The sequence below is a fragment of the Ancalomicrobiaceae bacterium S20 genome (genome assembly GCA_040269895.1).
In the GTDB taxonomy this organism is placed as follows: Bacteria; Pseudomonadota; Alphaproteobacteria; order Rhizobiales; family Ancalomicrobiaceae; genus Methyloraptor; species Methyloraptor flagellatus.
In genome coordinates this window covers 3,593,103-3,609,618 of record CP158568.1, presented here as the reverse complement: position 1 = coordinate 3,609,618, position 16,516 = coordinate 3,593,103, and the positions used below count along the sequence as shown (strand labels likewise).

General features: G+C 68.2%; 15 protein-coding genes. 9 read left to right on the top strand and 6 right to left on the bottom strand.

Annotation, left to right across the window (positions count from 1 at the left end; all coding sequences use genetic code 11):
• Window positions 1-1,356 (top strand): NAD-dependent dihydropyrimidine dehydrogenase subunit PreA, encoded by a 1,356-nt coding sequence (gene preA, locus ABS361_16385; GenBank protein ID XBY43643.1) that lies wholly within the window; start codon window positions 1-3, stop codon window positions 1,354-1,356.
• Window positions 1,357-1,407: 51 nt separating this feature from the next.
• On the opposite strand, the gene ABS361_16380 is transcribed toward preA, so the two are convergent.
• Both ABS361_16380 and ABS361_16375 read right to left on the bottom strand, forming a co-directional pair.
• Complete coding sequence (locus ABS361_16380) at window positions 1,408-1,797, bottom strand: VOC family protein (GenBank protein XBY43642.1); 390 nt, start codon at window positions 1,795-1,797, stop codon at window positions 1,408-1,410.
• 8 nt (window positions 1,798-1,805) lie between these two features.
• On the bottom strand, window positions 1,806-2,438 hold the full coding sequence (locus tag ABS361_16375) for a glutathione S-transferase (GenBank protein XBY43641.1): 633 nt from the start codon (window positions 2,436-2,438) through the stop codon (window positions 1,806-1,808).
• 309 nt (window positions 2,439-2,747) lie between these two features.
• Here ABS361_16375 and ABS361_16370 point away from each other — a divergent pair, with 309 nt between their 5' ends.
• Complete coding sequence (locus ABS361_16370; protein ID XBY43640.1) at window positions 2,748-4,466, top strand: ABC transporter ATP-binding protein; 1,719 nt, start codon at window positions 2,748-2,750, stop codon at window positions 4,464-4,466.
• Window positions 4,467-4,485: 19 nt separating this feature from the next.
• On the opposite strand, the gene ABS361_16365 is transcribed toward ABS361_16370, so the two are convergent.
• Both ABS361_16365 and ABS361_16360 read right to left on the bottom strand, forming a co-directional pair.
• Window positions 4,486-5,304 (bottom strand): TetR family transcriptional regulator C-terminal domain-containing protein, encoded by an 819-nt coding sequence (locus ABS361_16365; protein ID XBY43639.1) that lies wholly within the window; start codon window positions 5,302-5,304, stop codon window positions 4,486-4,488.
• Window positions 5,276-6,280: an adenosine kinase gene (locus ABS361_16360; GenBank protein XBY43638.1), complete on the bottom strand. Its 1,005-nt coding sequence runs from the start codon at window positions 6,278-6,280 to the stop codon at window positions 5,276-5,278. Before ABS361_16360 ends, ABS361_16365 begins: the two co-directional genes overlap by 29 nt.
• A 193-nt stretch (window positions 6,281-6,473) precedes the next feature.
• On the opposite strand from ABS361_16360, the gene ABS361_16355 reads away from it, so the two are divergent.
• The 7 genes from ABS361_16355 to ABS361_16325 all read left to right on the top strand — a co-directional run bounded on the left by ABS361_16355 (window position 6,474) and on the right by ABS361_16325 (window position 13,818).
• Window positions 6,474-7,520, top strand: coding sequence for a sugar-binding transcriptional regulator (locus ABS361_16355; protein XBY43637.1), 1,047 nt, complete (start codon window positions 6,474-6,476; stop codon window positions 7,518-7,520).
• 336 nt (window positions 7,521-7,856) lie between these two features.
• Window positions 7,857-8,288: a transcriptional regulator GutM gene (locus tag ABS361_16350; GenBank protein ID XBY43636.1), complete on the top strand. Its 432-nt coding sequence runs from the start codon at window positions 7,857-7,859 to the stop codon at window positions 8,286-8,288.
• A gap of 118 nt (window positions 8,289-8,406) precedes the next feature.
• On the top strand, window positions 8,407-9,162 hold the full coding sequence (locus ABS361_16345) for a PTS glucitol/sorbitol transporter subunit IIC (GenBank protein ID XBY43635.1): 756 nt from the start codon (window positions 8,407-8,409) through the stop codon (window positions 9,160-9,162).
• 22 nt (window positions 9,163-9,184) lie between these two features.
• Window positions 9,185-10,189 (top strand): PTS glucitol/sorbitol transporter subunit IIB, encoded by a 1,005-nt coding sequence (locus tag ABS361_16340; GenBank protein ID XBY43634.1) that lies wholly within the window; start codon window positions 9,185-9,187, stop codon window positions 10,187-10,189.
• A gap of 64 nt (window positions 10,190-10,253) precedes the next feature.
• Complete coding sequence (locus ABS361_16335) at window positions 10,254-10,634, top strand: PTS glucitol/sorbitol transporter subunit IIA (protein ID XBY43633.1); 381 nt, start codon at window positions 10,254-10,256, stop codon at window positions 10,632-10,634.
• Window positions 10,635-10,848: 214 nt separating this feature from the next.
• On the top strand, window positions 10,849-12,831 hold the full coding sequence (gene ptsP, locus ABS361_16330) for a phosphoenolpyruvate--protein phosphotransferase (protein XBY43632.1): 1,983 nt from the start codon (window positions 10,849-10,851) through the stop codon (window positions 12,829-12,831).
• Window positions 12,832-12,951: 120 nt separating this feature from the next.
• Entirely contained in the window at window positions 12,952-13,818 is an 867-nt protein-coding gene (locus tag ABS361_16325; GenBank protein ID XBY43631.1) for a hypothetical protein, read from the top strand.
• Window positions 13,819-13,925: 107 nt separating this feature from the next.
• Here the strand turns inward: ABS361_16325 and ABS361_16320 are convergent, their stop codons facing one another.
• On the bottom strand, window positions 13,926-15,617 hold the full coding sequence (locus ABS361_16320; GenBank protein ID XBY43630.1) for a methyl-accepting chemotaxis protein: 1,692 nt from the start codon (window positions 15,615-15,617) through the stop codon (window positions 13,926-13,928).
• Window positions 15,618-15,913: 296 nt separating this feature from the next.
• Window positions 15,914-16,474 carry a cupin domain-containing protein gene (locus tag ABS361_16315; GenBank protein ID XBY43629.1) on the bottom strand — a complete coding sequence of 187 codons (561 nt, stop codon included), beginning with the start codon at window positions 16,472-16,474 and terminating at the stop codon, window positions 15,914-15,916.
• Between the last annotated feature and the right edge of the window lie 42 nt (window positions 16,475-16,516).

Here is a 16,516-nt window from a genome sequence, read left to right as displayed (position 1 = left end):
ATGGCCGATCTCAGCGTGAACTTCTGCGGCATCAAGGCGCCGAACCCGTTCTGGCTCGCCTCCGCGCCGCCGACCGACAAGGCCTACAACGTCGTGCGCGCCTTCAAGGCCGGCTGGGGCGGCGTGGTCTGGAAGACGCTCGGCGAGGAAGGGCTTCCCGTCGTCAACGTCTCCGGCCCGCGCTACGGCGCGATCCATTCGCAAGATCGCCGCGTGTTCGGCTTCAACAACATCGAGCTGATCACCGACCGGCCGCTGCAGGTCAATCTCGACGAGATCAAGCAGGTGAAGCGCGACTGGCCCGACCGGGCGCTGGTCGTCTCGCTGATGGTCCCGTGCGAGGAGGAGAGCTGGAAGAAGATCCTGCGCCGCGTCGAGGAGACGGAGGCCGACGGCATCGAGCTCAACTTCGGCTGCCCGCACGGCATGAGCGAACGCGGCATGGGCTCGGCGGTCGGTCAGGTGCCGGAATATGTCGAGATGGTCACGCGCTGGTGCAAGCAGCACAGCCGCATGCCGGTGATCGTCAAGCTGACGCCGAACATCTCCGACATTCGCCGCCCGGCCGAGGCGGCCAAGCGCGGCGGCGCCGACGCGGTCAGCCTGATCAACACGATCAACTCGGTGATGGGCGTCAATCTCGACACGCTCGAGCCATGGCCGGCGACGGACGGCCACACCACCCACGGCGGCATGTGCGGCCCGGCGGTGAAGCCGATCGCGCTCAACATGGTGAGCGAGATCGCCCGCTCGCCGGCGACCGCCGGCATCCCGATCTCGGGCATCGGCGGCATCGAGACCTGGAAGGACGCGGTCGAGTATTTCGCGCTCGGCGCCTCGACCGTGCAGGTCTGCACCGCGGCGATGGTCTACGGCTTCAAGATCGTCGAGGACATGATCACCGGCCTCTCCGACTACATGGACGAGAAGGGCATCCGCTCGCTCGACGAGATCGTCGGCCGCGCCGTGCCGCGCATGACCGACTGGCAGCACCTGAACCTCGACTACGTGGTCAAGGCCGAGATCGATCAGGATCTGTGCATCCAGTGCGGCCGCTGCCACATTGCCTGCGAGGACACCTCGCATCAGGCGATCATGACCGAGAAGGACGGTGCGCGTCACTTCGAGGTCATGGAAGAGGAATGCGTCGGCTGCAATCTCTGCGCCGTCGTCTGCCCGGTCGACAGCTGCATCACCATGCGGCCGCTCGCGCCCGGCGAGGTCGACAAGCGCACCGGCCGCGTGGTCGGCGGCCACCGGACCTGGATGGAACATCCGAACAACCCGATGGCCAAGAACCCGCGCGGCCCGGTCGAATATCCGGAAGCCGCGGTCGCGCGCGAACCGGCGGAGTGATCCGGCCTTTCGGTCGATGTCATGGACGAGGGCGACCCGCGAGGGGCGCCCTCACCGCTTCGGCTGAATGAGATCCCAGCGGTTGCCGAAGGCGTCTTCGAAGACCGCGACCCGCCCATAGGGCTCGTCGCGCGGCGCCTCGCGAAAGTGGACGCCGGCGGCGAGATAGATCGCGTGGTCGCGGTCGAAATCGTCGGTTTCGAGAATGAGGAACACCCGGCCGCCGGCCTGATGGCCGATCGCGGCCTCCTGGCCGAGGGTGGCGGCGCGCGCGATCAGCAGGTGTGAGCCGCCGTCGCCGGGCGCGACCACGACCCAGCGCTTGCCCCCACCCATGTCGATATCCTCGACGAGCCGGAAGCCGAGCGTGCCGACGTAATAGGCGATGGCGCGGTCGTAGTCGGGCACCACGACCGTGACGAGAGCGAGACGACGTTGCATGCCCGCGATCACCGCTGCGACGGCATGAGGTCGTAGGGCGCCTGCCAGCCGGGCAGGGCGGCGATGCGATCGGCCCAGGCGGCGATGTTGGGGAACTCCGCCCGAAGATCGAAGCCGGTCTCGGCCTCGGGATAGAATACGTATCCGGCCATCGAGAGATCGGCGATCGTCGGCCGCCCGCCGACCGTCCAGGCCCGCGTCGCGAGATGCTGGTCGAGCACCTTGAACGCGGCCGTCGTCCGCGCCCTCAGGAATGCGATCACATCCGGATTGCCGCGCGGCTCGGCGAGCGCGTTGAGGAAGCGGTGGGTGGCGAAATAGCTGGTGAACTTGTGATTGTCGAACAGGACCCAGCGCCAGATCTCGCGCTTCTCGTCCGCGTCGCGGCCACCGAACTGGCCGAGCACCTCGGCGAGATAGTCGAGGATCACGCCCGACTGGCTGAGCGTTCTGCCGTCGTGTTCGAGCACCGGGCATTCGCCCATCTCGTTGAGGCCGTCCCGCCAGCCGGCCTGCCGGGTCTCGCCACCGAAGTAGTCGACCAGCACGGGTTCCCAATCGGCGCCGCACAGGGCCAGCATGAGCGCGGGCTTGTAGCTGTTGCCCGACTGACCAAAGCAATGAAGCCTGAACGCCGCCATGTCGGATCTCCCCCGCGCCGGTGATGTGCATGCAAAACTCGCCCTTCGCACCGGCGAGAACCAACGCATCCTGCTGATCGATCCGATCAATCGTGTTGATCGGGACCGGAACGGAACGGGATCTCGCGGTTTCTCGGCCGTCCGGCCCGTGCTCCGACGTGATGGATGGCCGCCATGCGTCGGCGTTGCTCGCCTTTGCTTGCGTCACCGCGCCGACACGTGTTTCCCCTAAGCGGACGCCTCCGCCCTTTCCCTCATGGCACGCGTGTCCGCCCGTGCGCGTGGGGGACCGCGTCCGAGACTGTTGCGATGTTCACCCGGTTCCTCTCCTACTACCGGCCCTATCGCGGCCTGTTCCTGCTCGATTTCTCGGCCGCGGTCGTGTCGGGCCTGCTCGAGCTCGGCTTTCCCGTCGCGGTGAAGGCCTTCGTCGACCTGCTGCTGCCGACGGCCGACTGGCCGCTGATCATCGCCGCCGTCGCCGGGCTGCTCGGGATCTACGCGCTCAATACCGGTCTGATGGTGGTGGTCACCTATTGGGGCCACATGCTCGGCATCAACATCGAGACCGAGATGCGCCGGCAGGCGTTCGAGCATGTGCAGAAACTGTCGTTCCGCTACTTCGACAACATGAAGACCGGCCACATCGTCGGCCGGCTGACCAAGGATCTCGAGGAGATCGGCGAGGTCGCGCACCATGGGCCGGAGGATCTGTTCATCGCGGTGATGACCTTCCTCGGCGCGCTCCTGATCATGCTGTCGATCAACGTCGAACTCGCCGTGCTGACCGCGGTGATCGTGCCGGCGACCGGCTGGATCACCAATCACTTCGGCCAGCGCATGACGCAGAATTTCCGCCAGCTTTTCACGCGCGTCGGCGACTTCAACACCCGCATCGAGGAGACCGTCGGCGGCATCCGCGTCGTGCAGGCTTTCGGCAACGAGGGCCACGAGAGCGGCCTGTTCGAGCAGGACAACAGCGCCTACCGCCGCACCAAGCTGGAGGCCTACAAGCTGATGGCCGCGTCGAGCTCGCTCAACTACATGAGCATGCGGCTGGTGCAGATGATCGTGATGATCGCCGGCGCCTGGTTCGTGTTGACGAACCAGCTGAGCCCCGGCGGCTTCGTGAGCTTCCTGATCCTGGTCACGGTATTCTTCCGGCCGGTCGAGAAGATCTCGGCCGTGATCGAGACCTATCCGAAGGGCATGGCCGGGTTCCGGCGCTTCGTCGAACTGATGGAGACCGCGCCCGATGTCGCCGACGCCCCCGGTGCGATCGAGGCGCCGCGCTTTTCGGGCGAGATCCGCTTTGCAGGCGTGCGCTTCGCCTATGCGCCCGGCGGTGACGTGCTCGACGGCGTCGATCTCACCGTGCCGGCCGGCAAGACGCTGGCGATCGTCGGCCCCTCGGGCTCGGGCAAGACGACGCTCTGCTCGCTCCTGCCGCGCTTCTACGACGTGACCGGCGGCGCGATCTCGATCGACGGCATCGACATCCGCCGCATGACGCTCGCCTCGCTGCGCCGGCAAATCGGCATCGTCCAGCAGGACGTGTTCCTGTTCGGCGGCACGATGCGCGAGAACATCGCCTATGGCCGGCTCGGCGCTTCCGATGCCGAGATATGGGAGGCCGCGCGCAAGGCCCGGCTCGACGACGTCATCGCCGCCATGCCCGATGGCCTCGACACGATCGTCGGCGAGCGCGGCGTGAAACTCTCGGGCGGTCAGAAGCAGCGTGTGGCGATCGCGCGGATGTTCCTGAAGGATCCGCCGATCCTGATCCTCGACGAGGCGACCTCGGCACTCGACACCGAGACCGAACGAGCGATCCAGCAGTCGCTGAACGATCTGACCCGCGGCCGCACCACGCTCGTCATCGCGCACCGGCTCGCGACCATTCGCGACGCGGACCTGATCGCGGTGGTCGACGACGGCCGCGTCGTCGAACTCGGCTCGCATCAGGATCTGATCGCCCGCGCCGGAAAATACGCCGCGCTGCATCAGGCGCAGTTCGCGGTGATCTGATCGGCGCCGCGCGACCGCCTCAGCGCGGCAGCACGCCGTCGAGGATCACCTTGAGGATGGTCGCCCGCGTGGTCTCGTGGAAGACCGGGTCGTCGAGCGTCTTGCCGGTCAGGAGCGCGACCTGGGCGGCGAAGTCGGCGTAGTGCTGGGTGGTCGCCCACATCATGAAGACGAGCGTCACCGGATCGACCGGCGCGAGCTTGCCCTCGGCGATCCAGCGCTTCAGCGTGCCGGTCTTGGCTTCGACCAGCGGCACGAGATCACGTTCCAGCACCGGGCGCAGCATCGGCGCCCCCTGGATGATCTCGGTCGCGAACAGTTTCGAACAATCCGGATGCGAGCGCGAATAGGCGAGCTTGCGCTCGATATAGTCGGTCAACGCCGCGCGCGGATCCATGTCGGGGTCGATGCGCGCGAGCGGATCGAGCCACATGGCGAGCGTCCGCTCCAGGACGGCGGTGTAGAGCGCCTCCTTGGAGCGGAAGTAATAGAGCAGGTTCGGCTTCGACATGCCGGCCGCTTCGGCGATCTGGTCCGTGCGTGCGCCGCGCAGGCCGAAGCGGGCGAAGACGCCGAGCGCCGCGTCCAGGATCTTCTCGACATTGGCCTCGCCGATGCGCGATTTCGCGCGCGGCTCGGCCGGTACGGGCGCGGCCGCCTTGCGGGGCTTGGCCGACCGGTTCGCGGCCGATCGTGTCTTCGCTCCGGAACCGGGGACGAGGAGGTGGGCACACGCGCCATGACGATCTCCTCGGTCGCGGGCGCCGGCCGGGCGAGGGGCCCGCGCGAAGTCGCCCGCCGATGCGGGATCAGAGGGTGAAGCCGGCCTGCTCGGCAAAGCCGCGCAGCGCGACCTGCGGCCGGGCGCCGAGGTGCGAGATGATTTCGGCCGCCGCCAGTCCGCCGAACTGCGCCGCCATGGCGAGTTCGAAGCCCTGCGAATAGCCGAAAAGGAAGCCGGCCGCATAGAGGTCGCCGGCGCCGGTGGTGTCGAACACGGTCTCGACCGGCTGCGCCGGCACCGCGACCGCCTGGTCGGCGGTGACGACCATCGAGCCCTTCTCGCTCATGGTGACGGCGGCGAGCTTGGCGTCCTGCCGCAGCGCCGCGATCGCCGTGTCGAAGTCGGCGGTCTCGTAGAGCGCCTTCACCTCGGCGACGTTGGCGAACACGATGTCGACGGTCTTCGAGCGGATCAGCTCGAGGAATTCGGCGCGATAGCGATCGACGCAGAAACTGTCGGAGAGCGTGATCGCGACCTCGCGGCCGTTGGCATGGGCGATCTCGGCGGCGCGGCGGAACGCCTTCTTGGCCTCCGGCGGATCCCACAGATAGCCCTCGAGATAGGTGATCGCGGTCGCCGCGACCACCGTGGCATCGATGTCGGCCTCGGTCAGGTGCTGGCAGGCGCCGAGATAGGTGTTCATCGTGCGCTCGCCGTCCGGCGTCACGAGGATCATCGAACGGGCGGTCGGAGCGACGCCGGCACCGAGCGGCGCGGTCGCGAAGTGGATGCCCATGGCGCGGATGTCGTGGGCGTAGACCCCGCCCAGGTGATCGTCGGCGACCTTGCCGATGAAGGCGGCGCGGCCGCCGAACGATGCGACACCGGCGGCGGTGTTGCCGGCGCAACCGCCCGACATCTCGATCGCCTGCGGCATGTGCCCGTAGAGACGCTCCGCCTCCTCCGAATCGATCAGCCGCATCGAGCCCTTGGCCAACCCTTCCCGCAGGATGAAGTCGTCTTCGGTGCGGGCGATGATATCGACGATCGCATTGCCGATGCCGAGAACATCGAAGCGGGGTGCGGACATGCGGCCTCTCAAAGGCGAGGGAAGAGAGTGACGGATTTCCGTTGCGGGTAGCGGAATTCCGGGCGCGGCGCAATCGCCAAGCGCATTGCCGGGGCCCCCGACTGCGCCGAGCCATGCGGGACGTGCGGCGATCGCCCTCTCGACGACACGCGCCGCGGCTGCAATGCTGATGTGGGACGGGCTGAACGGGGGGATGTCGTTGGCGAGCGAACGGGATGGTGGCGGGCGGTCGGAGACGGCCGGCGGACGTGGCGCGGCGGGCAAGGACGCCTCGACCCGGCGCACCGCGCGTGTGCGGCTGCGCGTCGCCTGGATGTATTATGTCGAGGGCCTGACCCAGAACGAGATCGCCGAGAAGCTCGGCATCGGGCGCGTCACCGTGGTGCGCTACATCGCCGACGCCAAGCGCCAGCGCGAGGTCAAGATCTGGATCGAGGGCTCGGTCTCCGAATGCGTCGCGCTCGAGCGCCAGCTCGAGCAGGTGTTCGGGCTCGACGAGGCGATCGTCGTGCCGGAGCCGTCGTCGCCGGACAAGATCGCGGTGTCGATCGGCGCGGCAACAGGCGAATACATCTCCGAGATCATCCACGACGACATGTCGATCGGCGTCGGCTGGGGCGCGACGCTGATGGAATCGCTCGCGACCCTGTCCCGGCGCGAGCTCTCCAATGTCCAGATCGTCTCGCTGCTCGGCGGCATCACCAAGGCCAAGCGCTACAATCCCTCGGAATTCGCCTGGCTGTTCGCCTCGGCCTATGACGCCGACTGCTATCTGATGGCGGCGCCCGCGCTGGTCGACAGCGTCGAGACCAAGCGCGCGCTGATCGAGCGCTGCGGGCTCGACGACACGTTCCGCCGTGCCGAGCGCCTCGATATGGCGCTGTTGTCGGTCGGCGTGATGATGCCGGACTCGACCTCCATGCGTTTCGGCTTCGTCAGCCCGGAGGACCGTGCCTCGCTGATCCGCGCCGGCGCGATCGGCGACATCTGCTACAATTTCTTCGACGCGGAAGGCAATCTGGTCGACCATCCGATCAACCACCGGGTCATGTCGATCCCGATGGCGGCGATCAAGCGGCTGCCCCGCCGCGTGCTCGCCTCCGGCGGCATGGACAAGGTCGATGCCCTGCTCGCCGGCATGAAACTGATCGACTGCAATGTGCTGATCACCAACGAGGCGACCGCCGCCGAACTGCTGGTGCGCCGCGACCTGCGCGCGCCGAACGAGACCGCCGCCTGAGCGGCGGCCCGCGAGGATCGCCTTCGAGGCACGGTCCGGGCTCTGCTGCGGCGAGCCTGGCCCGGATCGCGGCGACAGTCGATGACGGTGCCGTGTCGGACCGGTCTCTGTCCGGTCGAACACTGAGGTCGCGCAGCGGACGTCGAGACCTCGCCCCAAATCGACCTTGGGTATGCCGCAGCGCAGCACGTTATACATATTGACAAGCAAAAAGACAAAAGTACACACTCCCCGGAACAGCGACGGAGTGCCGTCGCGCCCGCGTCCGCACATCGCGATCCCGGCAAGGGACCTTGCGGCCGGCATCGGGAGAGATCCCGCGGGAGGGAGGCTTCCTTGGAAAACTGGGTGTGGCTGATCGCGGCCTTCGCGGCCCTCTGGGGGCTTCAGAGCATCGGCACGTTCCGGCAGGTGCAGCACTACCGCGCCATGCTGGGCGAGATCACCAAGACCTATGCGGACGGGTTCGTCGGTGCCGGCAACGCGCAGGGCCGGCTCCGCAAGGGCGTCATCATGCTGCTGGTTGCCTCGCCCGACGGCATCGTGCGCAAGGCGATGATGATGGAGGGGCGCAGCGTCTTCGCGCGCTTCGAGGATTGCGCCGAGCTGGTCGGTCGCCCGGTCGCGGAACTGGTCGAAGGCGCGCCTTTCGGCGCCGATGCCAAGGGCCGCAACGAGGCGACCGCCAAGGCGGCCCAGCAGATCGAGACGATGCGCGCGGACCGCCGCGCGAAGGGACTGGAGGGGCTCGCGGTCGCCGGCGCCTGACGGCGCGGTCGGCCGAGCCTTGCACGCATACCACGCGCCGCCTCGACGGCCGCGCGTGGGGACCGGACCGGCGCCCCGAGAGGCGTCGACCCGGAAAAAGGGGGAAGGGAGGAATTCCATGTCGATCACAAGTCTCATCACGCAGAACGCGGACGTCGTTCTGCACGGCTTGAGCCATGGCCATGCGGCCCTGGACGCCGTGCTGAACGGCGCGGCCGCGGTCGGCGACCATGCCTCGGGCAACAACCACGTCGTGCTCGTCGCCGATACGGCCGCGGACTACGCGGCGAAGGTCAAGGACGTCGCCAAGAACCAGGAAGAACAGCTCGGCTGGCTCACCACCGCCGGCAAGCACTTCATCGGCGTGTTCCAGAAGGGCGGTGAGGTGTTCACCGGCTTCGTCACCGGCATCATTCCGACGCTAGTCGTGCTGATGACCGCCTTCTACGCCGTTACCGAGATGGTCGGCGAAGCGCGCGTCCACGGTGTCGCTCGCGCCGCCGGCCGCTACGCGCTGACCCGCTACACCGTCCTGCCGGTGCTGTCGGTGTTCTTCCTCACCAATCCGATGGCCTACACCTTCGGCACCTTCCTCGAAGAGAAGCACAAGCCGGCGTTCTACGACTCGGCCGTCTCCTTCGTGCACCCGGTGCTCGGCCTGTTCCCGCATGCGAACCCGGGCGAGTACTTCGTGTGGGGCGGCGTGCTCGTCGCGCTGCTCGAGCTGGAGAAGGCGGGCACCGTCCCGGCCGGCTACCACGTCAAGGTCGCGATCTACTACTTCATCGTCGGCGTCATCGTGATCCTGCTCAAGGGCATCGTCACGGAATGGATCACCGGCATCATGGCGCGCCGCGAAGGCGTGAAGCTCTGAGCCGAGACGGGAGGATCCATTCATGTCGAAGAGCTACAAGTCCGTTCGCGTGTCCAAGGGCCCCGGTGGCTGGGGTGGACCGCTGGTGATCGCCCCGACCGCCCAGCGCGACAAGATCGTCGCGATCACCGGCGGCGGCATTCCCCCGGTCGCGGCGCGCCTCGCCGAGATGACCGGCGCGACCGTGGTCGACGGCTTCCGTGCGCCGCCGGTCGAGGGCGAGATCGCCGCCGTGGTGGTCGATTGCGGCGGCACCGCCCGCTGCGGCGTCTATCCGCGCAAGCGCATCCCGACCATCAACCTGACCCCGGTCGGTCAGTCGGGCCCGCTCGCCCAGTTCATCACCGAGGACATCTACGTCTCGGGCGTCAAGCCGGAAAACATGGCCTATGCGGACGGCTCGGAAGCCGCGACGCAGGCCGGCGCGGGAGCGTCCAGCATGGCATCGTCGTCGTCGAGCGCCTCCGCGGCGCCGGTCGCTCAGGGCTCCGAAGGCGGTCTGATCGGCATCATCTCCTCGGTCGGCCGAGTCATGGGCCGGGCCGTCGGCATCTTCTTCAATGCCGGTCGCCGCACGATCGATCAGGTGGTCCGCAACGTCCTGCCGTTCATGGCCTTCGTGACCATGCTGATCGGCCTGATCCTCTACACCGGCATCGGCAACATGCTCGCCGCGCCGATGGGCCCGCTCGCCAACAACATCGTCGGCCTGATCGTGATCTCCGCGATCTGCGGCCTGCCGTTCCTGTCGCCGATCCTCGGCCCGGGCGCGGTCATCGCCCAGGTCATCGGCGTGGCGATCATCGGTCCGCAGATCGCCAACGGCACGATCGCGCCTGCCATGGCCCTGCCGGCGCTGTTCGCCTACAACACGCAGGTCGGCTGCGACTTCGTGCCCGTCGGCCTCGCGCTCGGTGAAGCCAAGCCCGAGACGATCCGCATCGGCGTGCCCGCCGTGCTGATCAGTCGCCAGATCATGGGTCCGGTCTCCGTGCTCATCGCCTGGGTGGCGAGCTTCTTCCTGTGATCTCGTCCGGGCGGCGGGATCACTCCCCGCCGCCCGGACTCCCGCATCTGATCGGAGTTCTCGCGTGAGCCTCAATTATTCGACCATCGTCAGCGCCATCGGTCCGGAAGTCGGCGACCTCTTGGAAGGCGGCGTCCTGATCCTGTTCGGTGCCGGCGCCCCGCCGGAGCTCGCCGAGATCGCCGTCACCCATGAGCCGCAGGCCGTGTCTCCCGAAGCGCCCAAGCCCGGCGACAAGGTCACCATTGGCGATCTCGCGATCACCATCACCGCGGTTGGCGCCAGCGCGTGGAACAAGATGGTCGAGATCGGCCACGTGTCGCTGAGCTTCACGGGCGCGGCCTCCGCCGATCGCCCCGGTGAGATCAGCGTCGAGGTCGTGCCGGCCGAGACCGTGCTGGCCAAGCTCGCTCCCGGCGCGCGCATCACCTTCGCCGCCGCCTGAGGCCTTGCGCGAATTCGCCGCCCGAGAGCGGGCGGTGACTGAGACCGGTGAGCCGGACGCCCCACTTGAAGCGCAAGCGGGGTCCGGCCCCCGGCGACCCGAATTTCGTCGCAACCGTGCGACAAGCGGGATCTGCCGTCGCGCTTGACGCGCGACGTCCCGTGTCCGGTCGCGCGTCAAGCGCGACACACCGCGTCCCGAGTGAGAGGCATCCATGTACGAGCGCAGGGCCGTCGTCCGCATCGAGGAAGGGCTGCATGCCCGCCCGGCGGCGAAGTTCGTCCAGATCGCCAAGGCCTATGCCGCCGACATCGAGGTGGTGTCGGGCGAGAAGGCCGTGAACGGCAAGAGCGCCGTGAAGCTGATGCTGCTCGGCGTCAAAGAAGGCACCGAGATCGTCATCCGCGGCAACGGCGACGACGCGACCCGCGCGGTCGACGAACTCGCCGCGCTGGTCGCCGGTGAGTCGGAAGCGTCCAAGGGGCTCAATGCCGGCGCCCATGGCGGCGCCACCGCCCCGGTGGTCGCCCCTGCGCTGGTGGAGACGCCCGCGCCCGTTGCGGCGCCCGGCGACGGCATCGTCGGCGTGCCGGCCTCCGATGGCCATGTGATCGGCCCGGTGTTCGTGATCGAGAAGGCGCCGCTGGTGCCGGATCGCCGGCGCCTGTCGCCGCGCGAGATCGACGACGAGAAGGCGGCGTTCCGCGCCGCGCTCGCCGACCTCGCCGCACGTTTCGCCGCCGACGCGGCCAAGGCCGAGGGCACCGGCGAGATCCTGCTCGCGCTCGCCGATCTCGCCCGCGACGACAGCGTCGTCGAAGCTGTCGAAGGCCGCATCGCCGGTGGCTCGACCGCCGCCGCCGCCGTGCTCGACGCCACGACCGCGCTCGGCCACGAATTCGCGCGCATGCCAGATCCCTACTTCGCCGCGCGCGCCGAGGACGTCCGCCATCTCGGCCGGCACGTCGCGGCGCGCCTGCTCGGCGTGCCGGACACCGATCCCTCGCAGATCGCCGCGCCTTGCGTGGTGGTCGCCGCCGCCATTGACGCCTTCGACCTTTCGCGCCTGCCGCTCGACAAGGTCATGGCGCTCGTCACCCAGGAAGGCACGGCGACCTCGCACATCGCGATCGTCGCCCGCGCGCTCGGCATCCCGGCCGTGCTCGGCGTCCGCGATGGCTTCGAGACGCTGAAGGCCGCCGCGGCCCTCGCGGTCTCCGGCACCGAAGGCCGCGTCCATGCCGATCCGGACGGCGAGACCAGAGCCTCGTTCGAGACCAAGATCGCCGCCGCGGAAGAGCAGCGCCGGCTCGACGCCGAATGGCGCGACGTGGCACCGAAGACGCGGGATGGGCGAGCGATCGAGATCGCCGCCAACATCGGTTCGCCGGCCGAGCTCGACAAGGCGATCGCCAGCGGCGCCATGGGCGTCGGCCTGTTCCGCACCGAGTTCCTGTTCATGGAGCGCCGCTCGCTGCCGACCGAGGACGAGCAGTACGCCGCCTATGCCAAGGTCGCCGCCGCGTTCGGCGACCGACCGGTGGTGATCCGCACCCTCGACGTCGGCGGCGACAAGCCGCTGCCGGGCATCGCGGCGCCGCACGAGGAGAACCCGTTCCTCGGCTGGCGCGGCATCCGGATGTGCCTGGACTTGCCCGCGGTGTTCAAACCGCAGCTCCGCGCGTTGCTGCGCGCCGCCGTCCACGGCAACATCCAGGTCATGTTCCCGATGATCGCCGTGGTCGAGGAACTGCGCGAGGCCCGGGCGATGATGGAGGCCTGCCGCGTCGAACTCGAGGCCGAGGGCGTGCCGTGCAAGATGCCGGCGATCGGCGTCATGGTCGAGACGCCGGCGGCGGCCTTCACCGCCGATCTCCTGGCGGCCGAAGTGGACTTCTTCTCGATCGGCACCAACGATCTGACCCAGTACACGATGGCGGCCGATCGGATGAACCCGCATCCGCGACTGGCGCGGCTCTGCCGGGCCGACAACACCGCGGTGCTGCGCGCGGTCAAGATGATCGCCGATGCGGCGCATGCGCGTGGCATCTGGGTCGGCGTCTGCGGCGAGGCCGCCGGCGATCCGGCGCTGATCCCCGAACTGGTCAAGGCGGGCGTCACCGAACTGTCGATGAGCCCGTCGCGCGTCGCCCGCGCCAAGCGGATCGTCAGCGAACTCGATCTTTCGCAAGCCTGACGCCGGCACCGCCCTGCGCGATCGGCGTTGATTGCGCTATAGTCGACGGAACCACCGCCCGGCGCGACCGGGCGGGACCGTCGGCCGAACGGCCGCGCGGGCAGGCAAAGGGAGAGGATCATGGCCGATACCGAGCACGAAGCGGGCAGCCGCGCCGCGGCCCCGGATCTCGTCACCTTCCTGCGTGATGGCGTGCGCTCGGTCCGGCATCTGATCCGCGCGGGCTCCGAGATCGGCGGTCGGGTCGGTCGCGGCGAGGGGCGGCTGCCGCTGCCCTTGCCCGGACCGGTCTCGCGCTTCGGCGGCCGCACCGTCTCGCGGGTCGGCCGCCTCGCCGACATGGTGCTGACCGACATCGAGGAAATCGCCAAGCGCGGCCTGCTCGGCGAGGACGACGGTGCGCCGTCGCCGACCACGCCGGCGCTCTACGGCCGCTTCTTCGACACGCGCCGGCAGGGCGCGGCGGAGGCGCGGGCGCTGTTCTCGAATTTCGTCTATCGCCATGCGCGCCGGCTGCTCGGCGCTGCCGGCTACGCCGATGCGCTGGTGTTCGAACACGCGATCGACCGCGCCTACACGCGCATCTTCGACAGCTACGGTCATCTGTGGTCGCGTGCCGTCGAGGAGAGCGGCGGCCGCATGAGCGTCGCGCTCGGCATCGATTATCATTGGGACGTCTTCGATCTCGCCGCCGAGATGATCGTCGCGCTCGGCGCCGAACATCCGATCCGCGATCTCGGCGACGGGCCGTTCCGGCCGAGCGCGCCGTCGGCCTTCGTCGCCGCAGTCGAGGCCGATGGCGAACTGGCCGCGACCTGTGCCGTTGCGCTTGCGACGGCGCTCGGTCAGGCCGAGCGCCGGCCGGATGCGATCGAGACCGCCATGCGCCTCGTCGGCACGCGCTTCGAGGCGATCCAGCTGGCCACAGCGAGCGAGCAGCCGGCCCAGGCGCTGGCCGCGACCCTGCGCGCGATCGCGCGCGGCTGAGCTCTCCGGACGGGGCGACCCTCGAACGGCGTCGCCCGCAAACAGAAACAGCACCGCCGGCCCGAGGGCCGGCGGCACCGTATCGCGCAAAGGGTCGCCGCAGACCGTCAGGCCGCGAAGTCGCGCACGAACGTCTCGACCGTCTTGCGCAGGTCGACCGCCTGGTCGGACAGCCCCTTCGACAGGTTCATCAGCTGGGTCGAGGCCGCGCCGGTCATCTCGGCCGCCTGGCCGACCCCCGAGATGTTCTGCGTCACCTGGTTGGTGCCCGTCGCCGCCTGTTGGCAGTTGCGCGCGATCTCGCCGGTCGCCGCGCCCTGTTCCTCGACCGCGCTGGCGATCGAGGCGGCGATCTCCTTGATGTTGCCGATCACCTGTACGATGGCGCCCATCGACCGGACCGAATCCTCGGTCGCCTGCTGGATTTCGCCGACCTTGGCGCCGATTTCCTCGGTGGCGCGGCTCGTCTGCGAGGCGAGCTGCTTCACTTCGGCTGCGACCACGGCGAAGCCCTTGCCGGCCTCGCCGGCACGCGCCGCCTCGATCGTGGCATTGAGCGCGAGCAGGTTGGTCTGGTCGGCGATGCCCTTGATCAGGTTGATCACGTCGCCAATCGCGGCCGCCGCGGTGGCGAGCGTCGAGATGCGGATGTTGGACGCCTCGGCCTCGGCGAAGGCGGTGTCGGCGACCTTCGAGGAATGTCCGACCTGCGAGGTGATCTCGCGGACCGAGGCCGCCATCTCTTCCGACGAACTGGCGACGGTCTGCACGTTGGTCGCCGCCTCTTCCGCCGCCGCGGCGACGGCCTGCGCCTGTCGGGAGGTCTCCTCCGCCGTCGCCGACAGGTTCTTGGCCGAATCCGCGACCTCGCCCGAGGACTGCGCGAAGCCGGTGGCGAGGCTCTGCATGCGGCTGATGAAGTCGGAGGCGAGCCGCTCGCGCCGGGCCAGCGCCTGCCGGTCGGCCTCCTCGCGTGCGGCCCGTTCGGCGCGCGCCTGCTCGGCGTCGCGGAGCTGGTCGCGCAGGAGCTCCAGCGTCTTCGCCATGGCGCCGATCTCGTCGCGGCGCTCGGTGCCGGCGACCGCGACCGCGAGCTCGCCACGGCCGAGCCCGGTCATGGTGCCCATCGATGCGCGGATCGGCGCGACCACGCCTCTACGCACGACCAGCACAGCGAGCCCGACCACGGCCAGGATGGATGCCGCAAGACCGATCAGCGTGTTGCGGGCCGTGGTGAGCGAATCGGTCGTGGCATCGTCGCTCTTGCTGTCGAGCATTTCGACGAGCCGTTGATTGAACGCCGTCACGGCGTCCGAGCCGCGCTTGAGCTGCGGCATGCAGCTCTGTTCCATCTGCGCGAAGCCCTGCGCCATCGCCTCGTCGGTATTTTTCGCGGCGAGCCGCAGCACCGACGCGCAGGGACCGTCGATGGCTGCCTTGAACGCGTCGCGGAACCCATCGAGCGTCGCCCGCTCGGCCGGCAGCCGCTTGTAGGCTTCGGCGAAGTTGCTCTCGAAGCCCTTCAGCGCCGCCTCGCGAATCCCGGCGGCGGCCGCATTGGCCTCCTCGCTCTTGGCCAAGAGCGCATTGGCCATTCCCAGCTGATACTGGGTGATGAAGCGCGAGGAGCGGACCATGCGGACCAGCGCCTTGGCGTCTTCCTCGAGAAGCCGCGAATAGCGATCGTCGATCGAGATCAGCTTCTGCGTGGCGTAGAACACACCCGCAAGGCTGGTCACGCCCAGCAGCAGCAGAAGGCTGACCACTTTCCATGTCATCGACCAATGTTTGAACGACATTCGTGCCTGCTCCCGATGGCCCTGTTGTCTCGGCTCGCATCATTCGACAGCGTAGACCTGCGCGACGAATGGCGGAGCGTTCTTCAGGGGAAGGCTGGAATATTGTCGCTAACAAAACGTTAAGCTAAGCATTTCGGCCTATAATTTCACTCAAGTAATGGAAAAATCATCATCTGAATTTCATGATTTTACAAAATTACGCAGCGTAATAATCTTTTGTTTCGAAGGTGGCTTGCTATATTGTCCGCGCGATTGGTGATCCAAGAACGAGCTTCCATCGTATCCGCGCTCTCTCGTCAGAACGTCGGCGGCGTACAGGCCGAAACCAGAATCAGTTCCGTCTCGCCGATGTTGCGGAATGAATGCGGCCGGCGGCTCTCGAAGGCGTAGGCATCGCCGGGCCCGAGTTCGTAACGCCGACCGTCGACCTCGAGCGCCATGCGGCCCTTGATGACGATGCCGGCCTCTTCGCCCTGGTGCGAGATCAGATGCTTGCCGGAATCGGCGCCGGGCTGGTAGCGCTCGTGCATGACCTGCAGCGCGCGGCCGCGCAGGTTGGAGCCGACCTGCCGGTAGGAGACCGCGCCACCGGCGATCTCGGTCAGTTCGCCGGCGCGGAACACCACCTTCTCCGGCTCGCCTTCCTCCGCCGCGAAGAAGTCGGCGATGCCGACCGGGATGCCCGACAGGATCTGCTTCAGCGCCGAGACCGAAGGGCTGACCCGGTTCGCCTCGATCATTGAGACGGTCGCGTTGGAGACTCCGGCACGGCGCGCCAGTTCGCGCTGGGAGAGCCCGTGGCGGATGCGCAAGTCGCGCAGCCGCGCGCCGACGTCGATATCGTGTTTCTCGTTCATGTGTTCAGAATAAAGAACGGACTTAACGGCGTCGAGGTCCGT

Coding starts and splice junctions, on each gene's coding strand:
- preA (XBY43643.1), top strand. CDS start 1: ATGGCCGATCTCAGCGTGAACTTCTGCGGCATCAAGGCGCCGAACCCG.
- ABS361_16380 (XBY43642.1), bottom strand. CDS start 1,797: ATGCAACGTCGTCTCGCTCTCGTCACGGTCGTGGTGCCCGACTACGAC.
- ABS361_16375 (XBY43641.1), bottom strand. CDS start 2,438: ATGGCGGCGTTCAGGCTTCATTGCTTTGGTCAGTCGGGCAACAGCTAC.
- ABS361_16370 (XBY43640.1), top strand. CDS start 2,748: ATGTTCACCCGGTTCCTCTCCTACTACCGGCCCTATCGCGGCCTGTTC.
- ABS361_16360 (XBY43638.1), bottom strand. CDS start 6,280: ATGTCCGCACCCCGCTTCGATGTTCTCGGCATCGGCAATGCGATCGTC.
- ABS361_16355 (XBY43637.1), top strand. CDS start 6,474: ATGTCGTTGGCGAGCGAACGGGATGGTGGCGGGCGGTCGGAGACGGCC.
- ABS361_16345 (XBY43635.1), top strand. CDS start 8,407: ATGTCGATCACAAGTCTCATCACGCAGAACGCGGACGTCGTTCTGCAC.
- ABS361_16340 (XBY43634.1), top strand. CDS start 9,185: ATGTCGAAGAGCTACAAGTCCGTTCGCGTGTCCAAGGGCCCCGGTGGC.
- ptsP (XBY43632.1), top strand. CDS start 10,849: ATGTACGAGCGCAGGGCCGTCGTCCGCATCGAGGAAGGGCTGCATGCC.
- ABS361_16325 (XBY43631.1), top strand. CDS start 12,952: ATGGCCGATACCGAGCACGAAGCGGGCAGCCGCGCCGCGGCCCCGGAT.
- ABS361_16320 (XBY43630.1), bottom strand. CDS start 15,617: ATGTCGTTCAAACATTGGTCGATGACATGGAAAGTGGTCAGCCTTCTG.
- ABS361_16315 (XBY43629.1), bottom strand. CDS start 16,474: ATGAACGAGAAACACGATATCGACGTCGGCGCGCGGCTGCGCGACTTG.